Genomic DNA, 19651 nt, shown 5'->3' on the forward strand with positions numbered 1-19651 from the left:
TGCCGCGGCAGCAGGCCTGCGGCATCCGCTCGCTCGTTCCGTGTCAGTCGCCCGAGCGCTGCCCGGCCAGGAACGCGCGCAGCTGCGCGACCACCAGGTCGTGGTCGTCCTGCTGCGGCAGGCCCGAGACCCCGACCGCGCCGATGACGGCGCCGGCATCGAGGCGAATGGGGACGACGCCGCCGTGCGCCGCGTACTCGCGCGGGTCGAGCCGGGCGTGGGTGTCGAAGTCCTCGCCCTTGGCGCGGAACTCCTCGCCGACCAGCATCGAGGCCCGACCGAACCGCTCGACGACGCGATGCTTGCGATCGAGCCAGCCGTCGTTGTCGGCGCTCGACCCGGGCAGGGCGGTGTGGAACACGCGCTGCGGGCCGAGCCAGATGGCGATCGCGACCGGATGCCCCGCCGCGGCGGCGGCCGCGCGCAGCCGACCGCCGAGCACCCACGCATCCTCGAGCGTGAAGCTCGCGAACCGCAGCTCCGCCTCCTCGGCGACGAGTCGTTCCAGGAGCTCGCTCATGGCCGCAGCAGCACCTTGATCGCGCGACGCTCGTCCATCGCGGCGTACGCCTCGGCCGCCTCCCCGAGCGGCAGCTCGAGGTCGAAGACGCGACCGGGCTCGATCGCGCCCGAGAGCACGTCGGGCAGGAGCTCCTCGATGTAGCCGCGCACCGGCGCGATCCCGCCGTTGACCCCGACGTTGCGGTTGAAGAGGGGACGCACGGGAAGCTCGGGGCCGCCGTTCGGCGCGCCGACGTAGCCCACCATGCCCCCCGGTCGCGTGGAGCGGATCGCCTGGTCCATCGACTCCTTCGTGCCGACGCACTCGAGCACCCGGTCGGCGCCGATGCCGTGCGTGAGCTCCTGCACGGCCGTCACGCCGACGTCGCCGCGCTCGGCGACGAGGTGGGTGGCGCCGAAGACGCGCGCCAGCTCCTGCCGCTCCGGATGCCGCGACATCGCGATGATCGTGGTCGCCCCGAGCCGTCGCGCCGCGATGATCGCGCAGAGCCCGACGGCGCCGTCGCCGACCACCGCCACCGAGTCGCCCGGACGCACGCCCGCCGAGACCGCGGCGTGGTGCCCCGTGCCCATCACGTCGGAGAGGGTGAGCAGTCCTGGCACCTGGTCGTCGCGGATCTCCCCGCGCACCGGCACGAGCGTGCCGTCGGCGAGCGGCACGCGCACGCGCTCGCCCTGGCCGCCGTCGGCGAACCCGCCGAGGTGGTCCTCGCCACCCCACCACCCGCCGTGCAGGCATGAGGTGCTGACGCCGTTGCGGCAATTGATGCACGTGTTGTCGCACACGTAGAACGGCGCGATCACGAAGTCGCCGACCTCGATGATCCGCACGTCGTCGCCGACCGCCTCGACGACGCCGACGAACTCGTGGCCGATACGGTGGGCTCCATGGGTGGGCGTGACGCCGCGGTAGGGCCACAGGTCGGAGCCGCACACGCACGCCGCCACCACCTTCACGATGGCGTCGCCGCCGGTGGAGAGCACCGGGTCGGGCACGGTCTCGACACGGATGTCACGGGGAGCGTGGATGAGGGTCGCAAGCATGCCTCCGAGCCTACGCGCGCCGCGAACCGGCGGTTTTCAACGGCTGCCGCCGGACATCACCCCTGAATGAGGGATCCTCATGTTCTGGCGTATCGGAGTAGCGTGCGTGGTGTACGCCCGCGACCCGAGTGGACGTCCGATCGGGCGGGAGACCCCCATGAACCGCATACACATCGCCGCGGGGATCGCCGCGGCATCCGCCCTTGCTCTGCTGGCCCCGGCGCCGGCGTTCGCCGCCCCGCCGATCATCGACCACTGGAGTGAGCACATCGAGCACATCGAGCAGGTCGAGCACCCCGGTTGGTGCCCGGACGTTCCGTTCGACGTCCTGTACACCGAGGATGCCCACGGCACGTTCCGCTTCGTGCAGCACGGCGACGGAAACTACTACGGCGCGAGCTCGATCATGAGCAACTTCTCGTGGACGAACGTCGAGACCGGCAAGACGTACAGCGCCACCAGGCACGGCGCCGACAAGGACCTGCTGGTGACCGACAACGGCGACGGCACGGTCACCCTCGAAGTGCAGTCCACCGGCCCGACGACGTACTACGACGATGACGGGAACCGGGTCCTCATGGACGCCGGCCGTGCGACCGGCACGGTCGTCATCGACACCAATGGGACGCCGAGCGATCCGTCGGACGACGAGTTCGTCTCCTTCCTGCCCGGCGAGCTCACGGGTCACTTCGAGACTCCGGACCGCGACTTCTGCGCCGACATCATGGAGTTCCTCGGCTGAGTCGGGTTCCGATCGCACGCGCCGTGGCATCCGTCGGTCCCAGCGAGCGGATGCCGCGGCACCCGTCGTCCGCAGCTACACGTGCGGCACGAACTCCTGCCACGCGAGCCGCTTCTCCCGGCGCGGGTCGAGTTCGACCCGATCGACGCGGTCGAAGATGAGGGTGCGGCGCTCCTCCTCGTCGTAGCGCGGCCACGAGGGCAGTGGGGCACCGGATGCCGCGAACGACGCCCAGTGCGCCTGCATCCGCCGCCCGACGTCGCGGTACAGGCGCCGCCCCCCGAGCAGGGTGAGCCCGGCCCCGGTGGGCGTGTCGAACTTCTCGAAGAGCGCGAACAACTCGAGGCCGTGGGTCGCGTCGAGGCCGAGCAGGCGCGGCATCCGCGGTGCCGAGTCGAATCGATAGAAGTACACCGGGGCGTGCCGGGAGTGCCGCTCGCCGACCTTCACCGACGGGAACCAGAACGTGAAGTCGCCGGCGAAGTCGGCGGCCGGTCGTCGCTCGGGCAGCCCGGGGTACTGGCGTTTGATGGCCTTGCGCGACTTCTTCCTCGTGTTCGCGAAGATCGCCCTGATGCGCGGCTTCGTCGTCGGCAGGATGCTGATGCGCCCGGCGAAGAGCGACCCCTCGCGGTCGTTCGTGCCGATGATGAGCGGGACCCGGTGCGCAGTCCCGTCGCGGAAGGCGTCGAGCGGATGCTGCGGCAGGAATTCGCCGTCGATGACCGGCGCGAGGCTGATGGTGCCCGGGTTCTCGTCGGGGGTTCGCCGCGAGAGTCGGGTCGTCGCCTCGGCGAGCAGGGTCGGGTCGGCGGTGTGGAGCATGGCGGCGGCATCCTCCACGGACTCGCTGTCGAGGTCGTCGTCGTCGACCAGGCGGCTGAGCGTGCTCACGAACTCGGCCGCCCACCTCGCGGCGACCTCCGGGGCGTAGACCGCATACGCTGGTGAGCTCTGGGAGATCGCCCGCGCGAAGAGGCCCTCGGCGACCGGCACGGTCATGAGGGTCGTGACCGAGTTCGCGCCGGACGATTCGCCGAACAGCGTCACGTTGCCCGGGTCGCCGCCGAACGCGCGGATGTTTCGGCGCACCCACTCGAGCGCGGCGACCTGGTCTCGCAGGCCGAGGTTGCACTCGAACGGGTGCCGGGGTGAAGCGTACGCGCGGAAGTCGAGCCAGCCGAGCGCACCGAGCCGGTAGTTCAGGCTGACGTACACGACGCCGTATCGCCGCACGAGCCGCTCGCCCTGCTGCGGGTACTCCCCCGCCGAGCCGACGCTGTACGCGCCGCCGTGGATGAACACCATCACCGGCCGGCCGGCCGCGGGCTCGTCGGGCGCGGTCACGTTGATGCTGAGGCAGTCCTCGCTCCGGGGGAGCCTCGGGTGCGCCCCGATGAACTGGCCCTTCCGGTTCTGCGGTGCGACCGGTCCGAAGGTCGAGGCGTCGCGCACGCCGTCCCATGGCGACGCGTGCTCGGGTGCGCCGAAGCGCCGTGCACCGCCGGTCGACGCCGCATACGGGATCCCCCGCCACATCCGCACGCCACGACGACGGATGCCGCGCACGGCCCCGCGATCGGTCTCGACCAGGAGATCGCGTGACGTCTCCGCGTGCACGGTCATGGCGGAAGCGTAGAACGCGAACGTGAAACCCGGGTGTGCAATGTCGGCGGGGTCGGACAGAATGCTGGAGTGATCGGCATCGGGAGCTTCTGGGGCGCACTCCCCACCGAGGGCCGCTGGCTGTTGTCCACCGTCGCGATCCAGACGCTCGGGCGCGGCCTGACCCTGCCGTTCACCATCATCTACCTGTACGAGGTGCGCGGCTTCGATCTCGGCCTCTCCGGGGCGTTGATGAGCCTGATCGCGGTCACCGGCCTGATCGTGACCGGCCCGGGCGGCACCCTCATCGACAAGTACGGGGCGCGCACCGTGCTGCTCGCCGGGCTGACCGCGATGATCGCCGGCTGCACGCTGCTCGCGTTCGCGACGCACCCCGCGGTCGCGGCCGTCGCCCTGGTGCTGATCGGCGTGAACTTCGGCGTCTCCTGGCCGGGATTCAACGCGCTCATCGCGTCGGTCGTGCACGGCGACCTGCGACAGCAGTACTTCGGGGTCAACTTCGCGCTCGTCAACCTCGGGATCGGCATCGGCGGCATCCTGGGCGGGTTCTACGTCGACGTCGACTCGCCAGAGACGTTCACCGCGATCTTCCTCGTCGACGCGGCCACGAGCCTCATCCCGATGGCGCTGCTGCTCGGGCCGCTGCGTCACGTCCGCACCCAGGCCGGTCCGTCCGACGACGCGCCCTCGACCGCCGGCTACCGCGAGATCCTCCGGCAGCCGGCGGTCCTGTGGCTCACGCTGCTCACGTTCCTCGCGATGTTCATCGGCTACGGCCAGATGGAGGCCGGCTTCCCCGCCTACGCGCGACAAGTGGCCGAGGTCTCGACGCGCGTGATCGGCCTCTCGTTCGCGGTCAACACCGCGGTGATCGTGCTCCTGCAGTTCCTCGTGCTGAAGCGCATCACGGGTCGGCGCCGCACCCGCGTGATGGTGGTGATGGCGCTGGTGTGGGCACTCTCCTGGATGATCCTGGGCGCCGCGGGCCTCCTGCCCGATTCGCTGGCGGCCGCGATCGGCGTCCTGTCGTTCATGGGCGTGTTCGCGTTCGGTGAGACGCTGCTGCAGCCGACGGTGCCGGCGGTGTACAACGACCTCGCCTCCGACCACAACCGGGGCCGCTACAACGCCATCAACGCCGCGGCGTTCCAAGGCGGTGCCATCACGGGGCCGATCGCCGCGGGGCTGCTGCTCGACGTGGGGCTCGGGGCGTGGTACATCGCCATCATGGTCGTCGGCTGCCTCGGCATCGGTGCGCTGGCCCTCATCCTCGAACGCCGCATCCCGGCGACGGCGAACGGCGTGCCCGAGCCGGTCGACGCGGGTCAGGCGCCACCGCCGAGTTGAGGTCCCGGGCGCGGCATCGGATGCCGCGACGCCTCACTCGTCGATGATCTCGGCGTCGATGACCCCGTCGTCGACCTCGCTCGGCACTCCGTCCGCCACGGGCGCGTCGGCCCGCGACACCGTGAGCGACTCGCCGTCCGGAGCCAGGGACACCACCACGGTGTCGCCGTCGCGGATGTCGCCCGACAGCAGGGCCCGCGCGAGGCGGTCGTCGATCTCGTGCTGCATGAGCCGGCGCAGCGGTCGCGCGCCGTAGAGCGGGTCGTAGCCGCGCTCGGCGAGCCAGGCCCGGGCGTCGGGGGTGACGCCCAGCTCGAGACGTCGCTCGTGCAGGCGGGCGGACAGCCGGTCGATGTAGAGGTTGACGATCTCGGCGAGCTCCTCCTCCGAGAGCGCGGAGAACACGACGATGTCGTCGAGGCGATTCACGAACTCGGGCTTGAACGCCTGCCGCACCGTCTGCAGCACCGCCTGCTCCTTCTCGTCCCAGCTCAGCGACGGGTCGATGAGGTACTGCGAGCCGAGGTTCGACGTGAGGATGAGGATGACGTTGCGGAAGTCGACCGTGCGACCCTGGCCGTCGGTGAGCCGACCGTCGTCGAGCACCTGCAGCAGCACGTCGAACACCTCGGGATGCGCCTTCTCGACCTCGTCGAGGAGGATCACCGAGTACGGGCGCCGCCGCACGGCCTCGGTGAGCTGGCCGCCCTGCTCGTAGCCGATGTAGCCGGGAGGGGCACCGACGAGCCGCGACACGGAGAACTTCTCGCCGTACTCCGACATGTCGATGCGCACCATCGCGCGCTCGTCGTCGAAGAGGAACTCGGCGAGCGCCTTCGCGAGCTCGGTCTTGCCGACGCCGGTCGGGCCGAGGAACAGGAACGAACCGGTCGGGCGGTTCGGGTCGCTGAGGCCCGCACGCGAGCGCCGCACCGCGTCGGCCACCGCCGCCACGGCCGGCTTCTGGCCGATGAGGCGCCTGCCCAGTTCGCTCTCGAGGTGCATCAGCTTCTCGGTCTCGCCCTGCATGAGCCTGCCCACCGGGATGCCCGTCCACGCCGAGATGACCGCGGCGATGTCCTCCTCGGTGACCTGCTCGTTGACCATGCGCGGCTCGTCGGTCGCGTCCTCGGCCTGCTCGGCCTCGGCGAGGTCGCGCTCGAGGCGCTTGATGGTCTCGTACTCGAGCTTCGACGCCCGCTGGTAATCGGCCTCGCGCATGGCGCGATCGCGCTCGGTGATGGCCTCGTCGAGCTGCTTCTTGAGCTCGCCGACCCGGTTGAGCCCCTGCCGCTCGCGCGCCCACCGTTCCTCGAGTCCGGCGAGCTCGCGCTCCTTCTCGACGAGGCTCTCGCGGAGCTTCGCGAGGCGCTCCTTCGACGCGTCGTCCTTCTCGCGCTTGAGCGCGAGCTCCTCGAGCTTCATGCGGTCGACCTCGCGCTTCAGCTGGTCGATCTCGACCGGGCTCGAGTCGATCTCCATCTTCAGCCGCGACATCGCCTCGTCGATGAGGTCGATCGCCTTGTCGGGCAGCTGCCGGGCCGTGATGTAGCGATGGGAGAGGGATGCCGCGGCGACGAGCGCGGCATCCGTGATCGTCACCCCGTGGTGCGCCTCGTAGCGCCCCTTGAGGCCGCGGAGGATCGCGATGGTGTCCTCGACGCTCGGCTCGCCCACGTACACCTGCTGGAAGCGGCGCTCGAGCGCGGCATCCTTCTCGACGTACTCGCGATACTCGTTGAGGGTCGTGGCGCCGATGAGGTGCAGCTCGCCGCGCGCGAGCATCGGCTTCAGCATGTTCGAGGCGGCGACCGATCCCTCGCCTCCGCCCGCCCCCATGAGCAGGTGCAGCTCGTCGACGAACGTGATGATGCGGCCCTCGGCCTCGTTGATCTCCTTGAGCACCGCCTTCAGGCGCTCCTCGAACTGGCCGCGATACATCGCGCCGGCCACCAGCGCGGAGATGTCCAACGAGACGAGCTGCTTGTCCTTGAGCGACTCGGCGACGTCGCCCTCGACGATGCGCTGCGCGAGCCCCTCGACGACGGCCGTCTTGCCCACGCCGGGCTCGCCGATGAGCACCGGGTTGTTCTTCGTGCGTCGGGTGAGCACCTGGCTGACGCGACGGATCTCGGCGTCGCGCCCGATCACCGGATCGAGCTTGCCGGCCTTCGCGAGGTCGGTGAGGTTGACGCCGAACTGTTCGAGTGCCGACTGCGGTTCATCCTGCGAGTTCGGCGCGCCCTGCATGTTGGCCACGTCTCGATTCCCTTCTTCAAACTTGAGTCTACTACGCTCAACTTTGGCGGGAGGATGGGTATTCCGGCTGCATCGCGAGAATTCCCCCGTCCATCACGCTAGACCGGATGCCCGCCGCCTGTCACCCGGCGACGACGTGCACGTCGCGATGAGGCGACCCACAGCCGCCTCATGGCTTGCGGCGGCAGGCTTGGAGCAGGACCGCACCCCGCCGACCGACGCCGCGCCGACCGACAGGACCCCCATGCAGAAGCGCACCATCATCATCGTCTCGATCATCGCCGGAGCCGTGCTGCTCGGCGGCACCGCGGCCATCGCCGGGCCTATCGTGTACCGCGACCTGATCGTCGGGGAGGCCGAGTCGGCGCCGACCGTCACGGCCGCTCCGAGTGCGACCGCCGGCTCCGCCTCGATCGACCCGGCCGAGCTCTCGGGCCCCTGGGTCGTGACCGACGGGTCGTACGCCGGCTACCGCGTGGACGAGGTGCTCAACGGCACGGACGTCACGGTGGTCGGCCGCACCGAGGAGGTGACCGGCTCCCTGGAGGTCGAGGACCTCACCCTCACCGCCGCCGATCTCACCGTCGACGTCGCCTCGATCGCGACCGACCAGGAACCGCGCGACGCCTACTTCCGCGATACTGCACTGCGTACGTCGCAGTTCCCCGAGGCGACCTTCACGCTCACCGAGCCGGTGAGCGCAGCCGCCACGCCCGTCATCGGGGAGGTGCAGACCCTGACGGCCACGGGGGAGCTCACGATCGCCGGCGTCACCCGATCGGTGACCGTCGAACTGCAGGCCGTGCTCAACGAGGACAGCGGGCAGGTGGCCGGCAGCATCCCGATCACGTTCGCGGACTTCGGGGTGGAGGCGCCGAACCTCGGCTTCGTCTCGGTGGAGCCCGACGGCTTCGTGGAGTTCTCGCTCGTCATCGCCCCGGCCTGACCCCGGCGGCCGCGCGGGGGACGCCTGCCCCCGGGCCCCGCGACGGGGCTAGCCTGAGATCGACGACGACGAGGAGGAGGGCGGATGCCGCTCGAAGGCGAGTACGAGCCGAGCACGTCGGGCTGGGCGCGCCGGCAGGCCGAGGCCTACGAGGCGTCGAACGGCCGGGAGTCGAACACCCTGCGAGGCCGGCCGATCATCATCCTGACCTCGGTCGGGGCGAAGACGGGCAAGCTGCGCAAGACGGCCCTCATGCGGGTCGAGCACGACGGCGAGTACGCGGTGGTGGCCTCGTTGGGCGGCGCCCCGAAGCACCCCGTCTGGTACTGGAACCTCAAGAAGCATCCGCACGTCGAACTGCAGGACGGCGCCGAGAAGCACGACTACGAGGCCCGCGAGGCGACGGGCGCCGAGAAGGCCGAGTGGTGGGAGCGCGCCCTCGAGGTCTGGCCCGACTACGGGCGCTACCAGCAGCGCGCCGATCGCGAGATCCCCCTGTTCGTGCTGACCCGCATCGTCACCTGAGCGCGACCGCCGCCGCCGATTCCGGCAGCGGGCGGTCAGAGCCAGCGCATCGTGAACGCCCGCGCGAGCAGCGCGCGGAACGGGGCGAGGCCGAGCACCCGCACCGCGCCGTTGCGCACCCGCAGCCGCATCCCCGACGCCGGCGCCCCCATGAACATGTTGAACGCCGCCTGGCGGATGGCTCGGGCCGCGGCCGCGTGGCGCACCCGGTCGTAGGTGTCGAACGCCTCGTATGGTGCGCCGACGGCGAGGGCCGCGGCGAGGTCGTGGTCGAGCCGCATCGCGTCGAGCCAGCCGAGGTTCATGCCCTGGCCGCCGATCGGGCTGATCTCGTGCGCGGCATCGCCGGCCAGCGCGACGCGGCCCTGCGACATCCGCTCCGCGAGGTGCTGGCGCGCCTCGAACGCGCTCGGCTCGGATGCGACCTCCACGTCGAAGGCGCCGCCGGTGCGCGTGCGCACGATCGTCGCGAGCTGCTCGGCGGTCGGCGGGGCGGGCGGGCGTCGCACCCGGGCCACCCAGCGACGCTGTCCGCCCGGCATCGGGAACGACTCGACGACGCCCGCCGGCTCGAAGTGCAGCAGCGCGCTCGCGCGCTCACCGGTGTCGTCGCGCGTGTCGCCCATGATATAGAACGCGCGACCGCGATGCGCCCGCCAGGCGATGCCGAGCTGGTCCCGGATGCCGCTGCGCACGCCGTCGGCCGCGATCGCGTACCTCGCTCCCACGGTGAGCGGCTCGCCACCGCCCGCCACGTCGACGCCGTCGACCTCGACGTGCGTGCCGCGGTCGCGCACCTCGCGCACCTCGACACCTCGGCGCAGGGATCCCGGGCGCAGCTCCGCGAGCCGCCGCTCCAGCACCTCCTCCGTCTCGAGCTGCGGCAGCGACAGCACCGTGCCGGCGCGGGCGAACGACATCGCGCCGAGCACGCGGCCCCCGCACGTGACGCGTCCGTCGACGATCTCGACAGCGCGGGCCCGCACCTCGGGTTCGACGCCTGCGAGCGCGAGTGCGCGAACCCCCGGCGGGTGGATGCCGATGGCGCGCGACCGCGCCGGGCGCGACGTGCGGCGCTCGAGCACGACCGCGTCGATCCCGCGTCGGGCGAGCAGGCACGCGAGCAGCAGCCCCACCGCGCCGCCGCCGATGATGACGACGTCGTGGCGCGGCTCGTGCGGCACCGCGTCGGCCTCAGGCATCCGCGTCTCCCCAGATCACCTCGAGCCGCGACGGGAAGCCCCGGCGCACCCGCCAGCCCGGGGGCAGGGCCGCGGCGAGCTCCGCGGCGGTGTGGCTGCGACGGATCGAGGTGAGGCCGTCGGCGCGGATGTAGGAGCCCGCGAGGAGGTTGCGTTCGAACGGCAGCGTCCCGAGCGCGAAGGCGGCGTACCCCAGCCGGGTGCGCTCGATGTCGCCGTGCACCGCCACCCCGCCGTCGCCCGCGAGCCGCTCGGAGTCGGCCAGCAGCGCGCCGAACGCCCGCCCCTCGAGGTGGTGCAGCACGTGGTTCGAGGTCACCACGTCGAAGCGCTCCCCGGCCGCGGCGAGCTCGGAGCTCGACACCCGGCGCAACACCAGCCCCGGCTCGGCCGGCTGGCGCAGCGCCCAGTCGAGGGCACGCGGGTCGGGGTCGATCGCGGTCACCTCGAGGCGCAGCCCATCGGCGTGCGCCCAGCGCAGGAGCGCCCGCGGCAGGTCGGCGCCGCCCGTGCCGATGTCGAGCACGCGACGGGTACGCGTGCGCGAGAGGCACGGACGCACCCACCGCCGGTACACGGCGCGCTGGTTCGACACCACCGCGTTGACGAGCCGGAAGCGGGCGTAGGTGCGCTCCAGGGCCTCGACGTCGCCGCCGGGGTCGTCCATCAGCTCGCTCGCCGTCTCGTCGCGCTCCAGCAGGAATCCGCGATCGAGGAACCCGGGCGACGCCATCACGTCAGGCGCGCACCGTCATGAGCCCCGACTCGACCGTGAGGCCGGGGCCGAAGGCCATGGCCACCACGCGATCGCCGTCGGCGGCGGCATCCGACTCGAGGATGTTGCGCAGCACGAACAGCACGGTCGCGCTCGACATGTTGCCGTAGTCGCGAAGGGTCTCGCGGGCGGGCACGAGCTGCGCCTCGGTGAGCTGCAGCCGCGACTCCACCTTGTCGAGGATGCTGCGACCGCCCGGGTGGATGGCCCAGTGCTCGATCGCCTCGCTCGCGGAATCCGCGGCCAGTGCCTCGGCGAGGGCGGGGTCGTGGTCGAGCAGCGGCTCGATCGCACCCGTGATGTGATCGTCGATGATCGTGGGGATGGCGTTGGAGAGCACCATCTCGAATCCGTGGTCGCCGATCTTCCACGCCATGTCGTCCTCGCCGTTGGGCGTGATGCGAGTCTCGAAGCGATCGAGGTCGAACGCGCGCTCGCCCTCGGCGAGCGGCCGGGAGGTCACGATTCCGGCCGCCGCACCGTCGGCGAAGAGCGAGGAGGCCACGATCGTGTCGGGATCGTTCGACGTGCGCAGGTGCAGCGTGCAGAGCTCGGCGGAGACGACGAGCACGACCGCGGCGGCATCCGCTTCGCAGAACTGCTTCGCCGTGCGCAGGGCCGGCATCGCCGCGTAGCACCCCATGAACCCCAGGTGGTAGCGCTGCACGGCCGCACCGAGCCCGAGCTCGCGCACGAGCATGAAGTCGGGGCCGGGCGCGTAGAACCCTGTGCACGAGACCGTGATCACGTGGGTGATGTCGGATGCCTCGATGCCCGGGCACGCGTCGATGGCCGCCTGCGCGGCCCGCACGTAGAGCTTCGTCGCCTCTGCGGCGTAGATCTCGTTGCGCGCCTTGGTGCCCGGGAACAGCAGGTCGCCGGAGTCGATGTCGAAGAACACCGGCTCGTCGGGGTGCGCGTCGCGGCTCAGCTCCTCGAGCACCGTGTAGCGGGTCTCGATGCCCGACACGTTGAACGAGGTCGCGACGATCCGCTGGGCCAGCCGGTTGAGCCCCGGCTGGCCGGCGAACACGTCGCGCACCTCCTCCTGCACGAGCACCGTCGGCGGCACCGCCGTCGAGACTGCGCGCAGTGAGACCGTCACCCGAGCAGCTTCGCCTTCGCCGCAGCGAACTCGTCGTCGCTGAGGATGCCCTGCTCCTTCAGCGCGCCGAGCTTCTGCAGCTCCGCCACGATGTCGACGCTCGCCGGAGCCGCAGCGGCCTGCTGGGCACCGGCGCCCATCGCCGCCTGCTGCTGCGCCACGGCCTGCTGGGCGGCGGCATCCATCTGCGCCTGCTGCTGCTGGGCCTCGTACTGCTGCTGCTCGTACTGCGACTGCTGCTTCTCGGCCTGGTGCCGCTGCACGCTGCCGCTCACCGCGGTGGCCGTGCCGGCGACGACGGCCGTGCGGGCCGCCATCCCGATCAGTCCGGGTCGTCCCATTCTCCTCAGCATGTCCTACTCCTCCTCGGCTTCGGCCAGTACGGCGTTCACGACCGGTGCGGGGATCCGCTCGGTCTGCAGCACGATGCCGCCGGATTCCGCGAACTTCGAGGCGAGCTTCTTCGCCCAGAGGAGTTCGATGGCGAGCAGCGCCCCCGAGGTGCCGGGCGGGATCCCCTGCGCGAACTCCTGCGCATCCTCCTCGGCGACCAGGCCGACGGCGGCGAGCTCGATGTCGGCGAACCCGTAGTCGTCGCTGACCTCGTCGTAGTCGGTGATCAGCACCGAGCCGTCGTTCTCACGCGAGATGACGAGCAGGTCGATCAGGCGGATCTCGCCGCCCTCGACCAGTTCCCGGATCGCATCCAGGGTGCCGTCGTCGGGACGATCCCCCTCGAATCCGACGAGATACAGCTCGACCGGACCGTATTCGAACTCCGCCATCAGTTCCCCCTCCGTCGTGTGTTTGCAGACTAGACCCCGCCCCGGAACCGGCGCCAGAGTCGCGTGTGAATCCCCGGCGAACATGCGGGTTCGGCGGGGTGCGCGCACTCCGCGGCACCCCGCGGCGCCCTCGCACGTGCCGTCGGTTCTTTCGCACGCTGCGTTCCAGGCCACCCGCTAGGGCGCCCGGGGATCGCCGGTGAGGTGCCGGAGAGATCCCGTCGTCGGGTCGGGCTCGAGCAGCACGGCCCGCACGAGGAGCGTGAGCGGGATGCAGAGGAGGGCGCCCATGGGGCCGAGCACGAGCGTCCAGAACACCACGGAGAAGAACGTCAGCGTGAGGCTCAGTCCCACCGCGTCGCTCACGAACTTGGGCTGCACGAACTCCTGCAGCACCACATTGATGGCCGAGTACGCGAGCACCACGGCGAGGGCCAGCGGCCAGCCGCCGATGACCAGCGCGAGCACCGCCGGCGGGATGAGCCCGATCACGAAGCCGATGTTCGGGATGAAGTTCGTGACGAATGCGAGGATCGCCCACGTGATCGGCACGGGGATGCCCAGCGCCCACAGCAGCAGTCCGTCCAGCACCGCGACGATGGCGCCGAACGATGCGTTGACCACGTAGTAGCGGCGCACGCCCGAGAAGTACCGCGAGCCGATCGCGTCGGCGCGGGCGCCGCCGAACACGCTCGTGCCGCGGGAGAACCGCGAGGCATCCGCCGCCATGAACAGCACGTAGGCGAGCACGAAGAAGAACGCGGTCGCGGCGCCGAGCACGGCGTCGGCGACCCCCGCGGCGAACGAGAGCAGCTGCTCGGGGTCGATCGCCCCTGCGGCCGTGGCCGCCGCCTCGCTCGAGAAGCCGAGCGACTGCAGCCAGTCGACCACGCCCTGCGCCGTCGACTGCAGCTCGTCGGCGTAATCGGGCAGGATGGCGATGAACTGGGCGGATGCCACGACGAGCAGCAGCCCGAGCACCGCCAGGATCGCGTACCCGACGGCGATCACCACCGTGGTGGCCAGCCAGCTCGGCCAGCCACGGCGCTCGAGCGGGCGGCGCACGGGGTGCGCGATGATCACGACCACGGCCGCGACCGCCACGGGCACGAGGAGCTCTCGCGCGAACCAGATGCCGACGAACACGACGACCGCGGCGGCCACCGTGATGAGCACCCGGGTGCCGCGTGCGAGGCCGGCGGGCCGCGCCGGGTCCGCTGCACGATTCGCGTCGTCGCCCACGGTCAGAAGCTCCCGATGCCCTTGCCGATCACCACGACGCCGATCACGAGCAGCAGCACCGCCATGACGGTCGCGTTGTTCTGCACGAGCCAGCCGCGCAGCGCCTCCAGCGGCGCAGCCATACGCTTCGAGGCGACGAGGTAGGCGATCACGGGGATCGCCACGGAGCACGCGGCGATCAGCACGAACACGAGGATGACGATCGCCGCCTCGCCCACGTTCAGTCCGCCGGTGCCGATGATCACCCCGGCCCCCACGGCCATGAGCAGGTTCTTCGGGTTGACCGCCGAGAGCAGGAACCCGAGCACGAAGCCGCGTCCGGTGGTCATCTCGTCGATGGCGGCCATCCACTTGGGCAGCGCGGCGGCCTCGCCGGGCTTCGGACGGCTGCGCCACTGGCGCGCGGCGAGGAACAGCAGCGCCACGCCGAGCACGATCTTGATGACGCCCGAGATCGGCTTCCCGGCATCCGGATCCTGCTCGGGGATGACGGAGGCGAGCAGCGTGAACACCACCACCGCCACGACGATGCCGAGCACCCACCCGAGCAGGAACCCGACGCTCGTGCCCTTCGCCTTCGGCGACAGGAGCATGAGGATCGCGGCGATGATCGGGATCGGGCTGATCGCGATGCCGAGCGCGAGGGGCAGGATGTCGCCGATGACGGGTCCCATGGCCGGGTCCTCTCTCTCAGTTCTCGAGCGCGGCGATCGCGGCCCGGTTGGTCTCGTACACCGCGTTGTCGCCGAGCAGGCCGAGGTCGACCAGTCGAGCGCGCGCATCGGGCCGCACGCGGCTGAACCCGAGGTCGATGTCACGTGCGGTGAGCCACTCCTGCAGCGCCGCGAAGCTCTCGGCGCCCGTGACGTCCACATCGGTCACGGCCTCCATGTCGATCACGACGTGCCGTACGGATGCCTCGGGCGCGGCCTCCACCGCGCGCTTCACCGCATCGCCGAAGATCGCGCCGTTCGCGAAGAAGAGGGGAGCGGCCAGGCGGACGACGATCACGCCGGGGGCGGTGACGCTGCCCGCGGGAGCCTCGTCGAGCAGCGACTCGGTGGGCTCGCCGGTGCTCGCGAGCACGTCGATGGCCGGGTTCGCCGCGCGCTTGGCGAGGTTCACGAGCGCGAGCACGAAGGCGACGAGGATGCCGGGGATCGAGCCGATGAACAGGGTGACGAGGAAGCAGGCGGCGGCGATGGCGAATTCGAAGCGGTCGGCACGCCAGAGGCGGGCGAACTCCCGGATGCCGAGCAGGGGCACGATCGCGACGGCCACGATCGCGCCGATCGCCGGCGACGGGATGTCCTCGAGGAGACCGGTGCCGAAGACCAGCAGCACGAGGGTTCCGAGCGCGGTCACCAGCGACGGCAACTGCGTGCGGGACCCCGCCTGGTCCATGGCGGCGGTGCGCGACGTCGACGAGCCGACCGTGAACCCGCCCGTCGCCCCGGCGGCGAGGTTGCCGAGGCCGAAGGCGAAGAGGTCGCGGTTGGGGCTCGTCGCGTAGTCGCGCTGCTCGCCGTACGACCGCGACACGAGCAGGCCCTCCGCCGTCGTCACGAGCGTGAGCGCCATCGCCGACGGGATGAGCACCAGCCAGGTCGTCCAGTCGATCACCGGCCAGGTCAGGGTGGGCGGCCCCGCCTCGACCGGACCGAGCACCGCGACGCCGGCGTCGTCGAGGTCGGCGATCACCACGCCGACGGTGGCGAGCACCAGCACGACCAGCGCCCACGGCACGGCACGGGCGAAGCGCCGGCCGAGCAGGAGGATCGCCAGCGACACCACGGAGATGAGCACCGACCACCAGTTCAGGGTGTCGAGGCCCGTGAACAGGCCGGCGACCTTGTCGACGAACTCGCCCCCGGAGTCGATCCTCACCCCGAGCATCTTCGCGACCTGCGCGACGAGGATGTCGAGGGCCAAGCCGCCGACGAACCCCACCAGGATCGGCTTCGAGAGGAAGTTCGCGAGGAATCCGAGCTTGAACACCGCGAGGAGCAGGAACATGACGCCCCCGATGATCGCCTGCGCCAGCGCCAGCGTGACGTAGTCGGCGCTGCCCGCGACCGCCAGCCCGCCGATCGAGGACGCGACGAGGGCGGCCGCCGCGGCATCCGGCGAGGCCACCAGCTGTCGCGAGGACACCGTGAGGGCGTAGACCACCGCCGGGACGACGAGGGCGTAGAGGCCCGCGGTCGGCGGGAGTCCGGCGATCTGCGCGTAGCCGATGTTCAGCGGGATCGCGATGGCGAGCAGCGTGACGCCGGCCAGGAGCTCGCGGCCGACGTTGCGTCGGGTCAACCCCGTCAACGGTCGCTGCACGGCGACTCCCTCCGCTCGGGCACGACCTAGCCGGCGGCGGCGTCGTCGGGCTTCGTGGGCGCCGGCGCGGGCTGCTGCCCGGCCGCGGGTGCCGGCGGCACGATCCGGAACTCGGGCGCCCGCGACACGAGCAGCCACGCCGGCAGCACGATCACGCACAGCATCGGCAGCAGCGTGATGTCGGCCGGGATCGCGACGCCGAGGAAGATCGCGAGCCAGCCGTCGCGGCCGATGACGAGGACCACCCCGAGCACGCCGCAGGCCACCGCCAGCCCGAGGGGGAGGCTGGGGATGAGCACGTGGCCGAGCATCCCGAGGGCCACGCCGATGAAGGTGGCCGGGAAGATCCGCCCGCCACGGAAGAAGGCGCCTGCGGCGACGAGGAGCGCCAGGGTCTTGATGCCCGCGATGACGCTCAGCTGGCCGGCGTCGTACGCCCCCGGGTCCTGCAGCAGCTCGCCGATCTGCACGAGGCCCTTGAACATCGTGATGGGGCCGCCGATGAGGCCGAGGACGCCGAGGACGAACCCGCCGGCGAGCGGGATCAGGATGGGGTGCCGGAGCGCGTGGAACGCCCGGTAGACGATCGGGAACGCGACGAGCGCGGCGAGGCCGATGACGACCGCCCCGCAGGCGACGAGGGCGCCGAGCAGCAGGTCGATCGCCTGCGGGCTCCCGTAGGCGGGGAGATCGAAGGAGAGCGGCGGGGCGCCGAGCAGGTGCATCGTGATGGCGCCCGCTCCGGCCGCGGTCACGGGCAGGAAGAGACGGTCCCACAGGGAGCCGCCGCCCTTCGCGGCGGCCACGATGCCCGTGAAGAGGAGGGCCGCGGCCACGGGGGTGCCGAACAGGGCGCCGACCGTCGCCGACCCCGCGATGAGCACCGAGATCTGGGCGGGGACCTGCGGGAGCAGCCGCGCGAACAGTGCCACCGCGATCGCGCAGTTGATCGCGATGATCGGGTTCTCGGGGCCGAGGCTGACGCCGCCCGCCAGGCCGAGCACGGTCACGATCGCGAGGCCGGGCAGGACCTTGAGCGCGAGCGGCGGCCCGATGAGCTCGGTGGTCGCCGAGTCGGGACCGCCGTGACCGGGCAGGTACCGCAGGCAGAGGCCGACCGCGAGTCCGGTGAGGGTGAGGATCAGCACGATCCACCAACCGCTCGGATCGACCCCGAGCGCGTCGGGGACGGTCTCCCAGAGCACGCCTCCCAGCAGGTCGGCCAGCTGCTCGAGGAGCCACAGCAGCAACGCCGCGAAGACGCCGATCACGATCGCCGGGATGGCGAGCAGCAGCAGTCGTCGCGGCGAGGCACCGCCGTCGGCCGGCGTTCGCGCAAGGCTCATCGTGGGCTCCTCCCCGTCGGATCCGGCACGCGGACGGCCCATGAGCACCCCGCCACGCACGACCACCCCGCGTCGAGCGTAGCGCCGGAGACCAGTGGACGTCTCGTCTCGCCACGCGATAGGTTCGCCTCAGCGGCGCTCGCTGGGGGGCGCTCGAGTCGATCGGAAGGCTGCACATGAATTTCTGGAATAGCTTCTGGGACGTGATCTGGTGGTTCCTGTGGGCATTCGTGTTCATCGCGTACCTCATGGCACTGTTCGCGATCATCGGAGACCTGTTCCGCGATCACAAGCTGAGCGGATGGTGGAAGGCCGTGTGGATCATCTTCCTGATCTTCGTGCCGTTCCTCACCGCGCTCATCTACCTGATCGCCCGCGGCAACGGCATGGCCGAGCGGTCCCAGAAGGAGGCGAAGCAGTACCAGGCGGCGACCGACGCGTACATCCGCCAGACCGCCGGGTCGGCCGCGAGCCCGTCCGACGAGATCGCGAAGGCCAAGGCCCTGCTCGACGCCGGCACCATCAGCCAGCAGGAGTACGACCAGCTCAAGGCCAAGGCGCTCGCGCACTCGGCCTAGGCCACTAGCTCGACACCGTGACGGGGTCGGATGCCGCGGCATCCGGCCCCGTCCGCATGCCCGCTTCGGGCGATGCGGGCACCGACGTCGCCGCCGGGCGCATCGTGCCCGTGTTGCGGAGGAACACGATGATCCAGCTGAAGATGAGCACCCCGGCCACCAGCTCCACCGCGGTGAGGTTGTAGTAGCCGATCGCGAAGAAGACGCCGAGCAGCACGATCACGCCGACGTACGCGTAGCCGAGCAGGATGAAGACCCGCGGCATGGCCGGCACCAGCCAGCGCAGCCCGACCACGATCGCGGCGAAGATCACCGCCATGCCCGTCGCCACCGTGTTGTGCACGAGGAAGAACTCGTCGACCGGGAAGATGCCCACGCACGCGAGGAAGATGCCGATCAGGACCAGCCCCACCCGCAGGACGGCGCGGCCGCGGAGCTCCTCACGAGTCGTCGTCGGCAGCGACGCCGTGGCGTACCGGGCGATGATCGTGACCAGCGCGCCCGCGACGATGAGCGTGATGTTGAAGGCCAGCGCGGATGCCTCGTCGCTCATGCCGAGGGCGCTGAGGTTCTCCTTCCACCACTGCGGGTCGCTCGCGCTCAGCATCGCGGCGAACGCTCCGACCACGAGGAAGACCGCGAGCACGAGCGAGAGCAGCATCGGCGTGAGGTGCACCGACGAGAGGAACGTCACGTAGGCGGTGAGGGCGAAGGCGACGCCGGCGAGGATCGCACCCGCCAGCGGGAACACGACAGCGCCGACGAAGCTCTGCTCGAGCACGTCGGCCACGCCGATCCACCCGAGCAGCGCGATGACGGCGTGCGCGATCGCGAGGGCGGCGACGTCGAACCAGTGCAGTCGGGCACCTGGCGCGTCGAGCCCGGATGACGCGTCGTGCACCACGGCCGGGTGCCGGTGCCTGGCGATCAGGACGCGACCGAGGACGAACGCGATGAGCGCCGTGACCGCTCCGCCGATGCCGACGTACTCCCCCAGGGATCCCGGCCCGGCGATCGGGAGATCGCGTCCCCAGAAGACGACGAGGGAGACCGCCCAGCCGACCGCGAAGAACGCGGCCCCGAGGATCAGCGCGATCGACTCGAGGGACTCGGCGCTGGCGGCCGGATGCCGCAGCACCCGGGAGATCGACGACGATTCGGTCACGAGGCACCCCGTTCGCTCGTGCGGCCGCCTGTGGGACGGTCGCGTCGCCCCAGCATGCCAGCCGCCGTTGCGCGTGTCCACGACGCCGCGCGGCACGGGAGCGACGGCCGG

Annotated in this window: 19 protein-coding genes; 5 read left to right on the forward strand and 14 right to left on the reverse strand. The window is 71.2% G+C overall.

Going from position 1 to position 19651, the window contains the following annotated elements:
- Positions 1-43 precede the first annotated feature (43 nt).
- The gene (locus EV187_RS16315) at positions 44-520 is read right to left on the reverse strand and encodes a heme-degrading domain-containing protein (RefSeq protein ID WP_130354149.1); all 477 of its coding nucleotides are present in this window, start codon (positions 518-520) and stop codon (positions 44-46) included.
- Complete coding sequence (locus EV187_RS16320; RefSeq protein ID WP_130354150.1) at positions 517-1566, reverse strand: zinc-dependent alcohol dehydrogenase family protein; 1050 nt, start codon at positions 1564-1566, stop codon at positions 517-519. The genes EV187_RS16315 and EV187_RS16320 overlap by 4 nt, the downstream gene beginning before the upstream one ends.
- Before the next feature lie 157 nt (positions 1567-1723).
- On the opposite strand from EV187_RS16320, the gene EV187_RS16325 reads away from it, so the two are divergent.
- Complete coding sequence (locus EV187_RS16325; protein ID WP_130354151.1) at positions 1724-2308, forward strand: hypothetical protein; 585 nt, start codon at positions 1724-1726, stop codon at positions 2306-2308.
- 75 nt (positions 2309-2383) lie between these two features.
- Here the strand turns inward: EV187_RS16325 and EV187_RS16330 are convergent, their stop codons facing one another.
- Positions 2384-3934: a carboxylesterase/lipase family protein gene (locus tag EV187_RS16330; RefSeq protein ID WP_130354152.1), complete on the reverse strand. Its 1551-nt coding sequence runs from the start codon at positions 3932-3934 to the stop codon at positions 2384-2386.
- Between the two features lie 69 nt (positions 3935-4003).
- Here EV187_RS16330 and EV187_RS16335 point away from each other — a divergent pair, with 69 nt between their 5' ends.
- Positions 4004-5281 carry an MFS transporter gene (locus tag EV187_RS16335; RefSeq protein ID WP_242609664.1) on the forward strand — a complete coding sequence of 426 codons (1278 nt, stop codon included), beginning with the start codon at positions 4004-4006 and terminating at the stop codon, positions 5279-5281.
- 33 nt (positions 5282-5314) lie between these two features.
- Here the strand turns inward: EV187_RS16335 and EV187_RS16340 are convergent, their stop codons facing one another.
- Positions 5315-7531, reverse strand: coding sequence for an ATP-dependent Clp protease ATP-binding subunit (locus EV187_RS16340; RefSeq protein WP_130354451.1), 2217 nt, complete (start codon positions 7529-7531; stop codon positions 5315-5317).
- A gap of 253 nt (positions 7532-7784) precedes the next feature.
- Between EV187_RS16340 and EV187_RS16345 the strand changes: the two genes are divergently transcribed.
- Positions 7785-8486: a YceI family protein gene (locus EV187_RS16345; RefSeq protein ID WP_130354154.1), complete on the forward strand. Its 702-nt coding sequence runs from the start codon at positions 7785-7787 to the stop codon at positions 8484-8486.
- Between the two features lie 84 nt (positions 8487-8570).
- A complete protein-coding gene (locus EV187_RS16350) occupies positions 8571-9011 on the forward strand; it encodes a nitroreductase family deazaflavin-dependent oxidoreductase (protein ID WP_130354155.1) in 441 nt (146 codons plus the stop codon).
- A gap of 35 nt (positions 9012-9046) precedes the next feature.
- On the opposite strand, the gene EV187_RS16355 is transcribed toward EV187_RS16350, so the two are convergent.
- The 9 genes from EV187_RS16355 to EV187_RS16395 all read right to left on the reverse strand — a co-directional run bounded on the left by EV187_RS16355 (position 9047) and on the right by EV187_RS16395 (position 17797).
- Positions 9047-10213: an FAD-dependent oxidoreductase gene (locus tag EV187_RS16355; protein WP_130354156.1), complete on the reverse strand. Its 1167-nt coding sequence runs from the start codon at positions 10211-10213 to the stop codon at positions 9047-9049.
- Entirely contained in the window at positions 10206-10946 is a 741-nt protein-coding gene (locus tag EV187_RS16360) for a methyltransferase domain-containing protein (RefSeq protein WP_130354157.1), read from the reverse strand. Before EV187_RS16360 ends, EV187_RS16355 begins: the two co-directional genes overlap by 8 nt.
- Before the next feature lie 4 nt (positions 10947-10950).
- Positions 10951-12093 carry a type III polyketide synthase gene (locus EV187_RS16365; protein ID WP_130354158.1) on the reverse strand — a complete coding sequence of 381 codons (1143 nt, stop codon included), beginning with the start codon at positions 12091-12093 and terminating at the stop codon, positions 10951-10953.
- Positions 12090-12434, reverse strand: coding sequence for an SHOCT domain-containing protein (locus EV187_RS16370; RefSeq protein ID WP_130354159.1), 345 nt, complete (start codon positions 12432-12434; stop codon positions 12090-12092). The genes EV187_RS16365 and EV187_RS16370 overlap by 4 nt, the downstream gene beginning before the upstream one ends.
- Before the next feature lie 15 nt (positions 12435-12449).
- Positions 12450-12878: a DUF6325 family protein gene (locus EV187_RS16375; protein ID WP_130354160.1), complete on the reverse strand. Its 429-nt coding sequence runs from the start codon at positions 12876-12878 to the stop codon at positions 12450-12452.
- A 177-nt stretch (positions 12879-13055) separates the two neighbouring features.
- Positions 13056-14120, reverse strand: a complete 1065-nt coding sequence (locus EV187_RS16380) for an AI-2E family transporter (RefSeq protein ID WP_130354161.1) — start codon at positions 14118-14120, stop codon at positions 13056-13058.
- 2 nt (positions 14121-14122) lie between these two features.
- Complete coding sequence (locus EV187_RS16385; protein ID WP_130354162.1) at positions 14123-14794, reverse strand: GAP family protein; 672 nt, start codon at positions 14792-14794, stop codon at positions 14123-14125.
- A 16-nt stretch (positions 14795-14810) separates the two neighbouring features.
- Entirely contained in the window at positions 14811-16451 is a 1641-nt protein-coding gene (locus EV187_RS16390; protein ID WP_130354163.1) for a SulP family inorganic anion transporter, read from the reverse strand.
- Positions 16452-16477: 26 nt separating this feature from the next.
- Positions 16478-17797, reverse strand: a complete 1320-nt coding sequence (locus EV187_RS16395; RefSeq protein WP_130354164.1) for an ion channel protein — start codon at positions 17795-17797, stop codon at positions 16478-16480.
- Positions 17798-17973: 176 nt separating this feature from the next.
- Between EV187_RS16395 and EV187_RS16400 the strand changes: the two genes are divergently transcribed.
- Positions 17974-18375: an SHOCT domain-containing protein gene (locus tag EV187_RS16400; RefSeq protein WP_130354165.1), complete on the forward strand. Its 402-nt coding sequence runs from the start codon at positions 17974-17976 to the stop codon at positions 18373-18375.
- A gap of 4 nt (positions 18376-18379) precedes the next feature.
- Here the strand turns inward: EV187_RS16400 and EV187_RS16405 are convergent, their stop codons facing one another.
- Positions 18380-19540, reverse strand: coding sequence for a DUF998 domain-containing protein (locus EV187_RS16405; RefSeq protein ID WP_242609665.1), 1161 nt, complete (start codon positions 19538-19540; stop codon positions 18380-18382).
- Between the last annotated feature and the right edge of the window lie 111 nt (positions 19541-19651).

Origin of the sequence: Agromyces ramosus, assembly GCF_004216665.1 — a bacterium.
Taxonomy (GTDB): domain Bacteria; phylum Actinomycetota; class Actinomycetes; order Actinomycetales; family Microbacteriaceae; genus Agromyces; species Agromyces ramosus.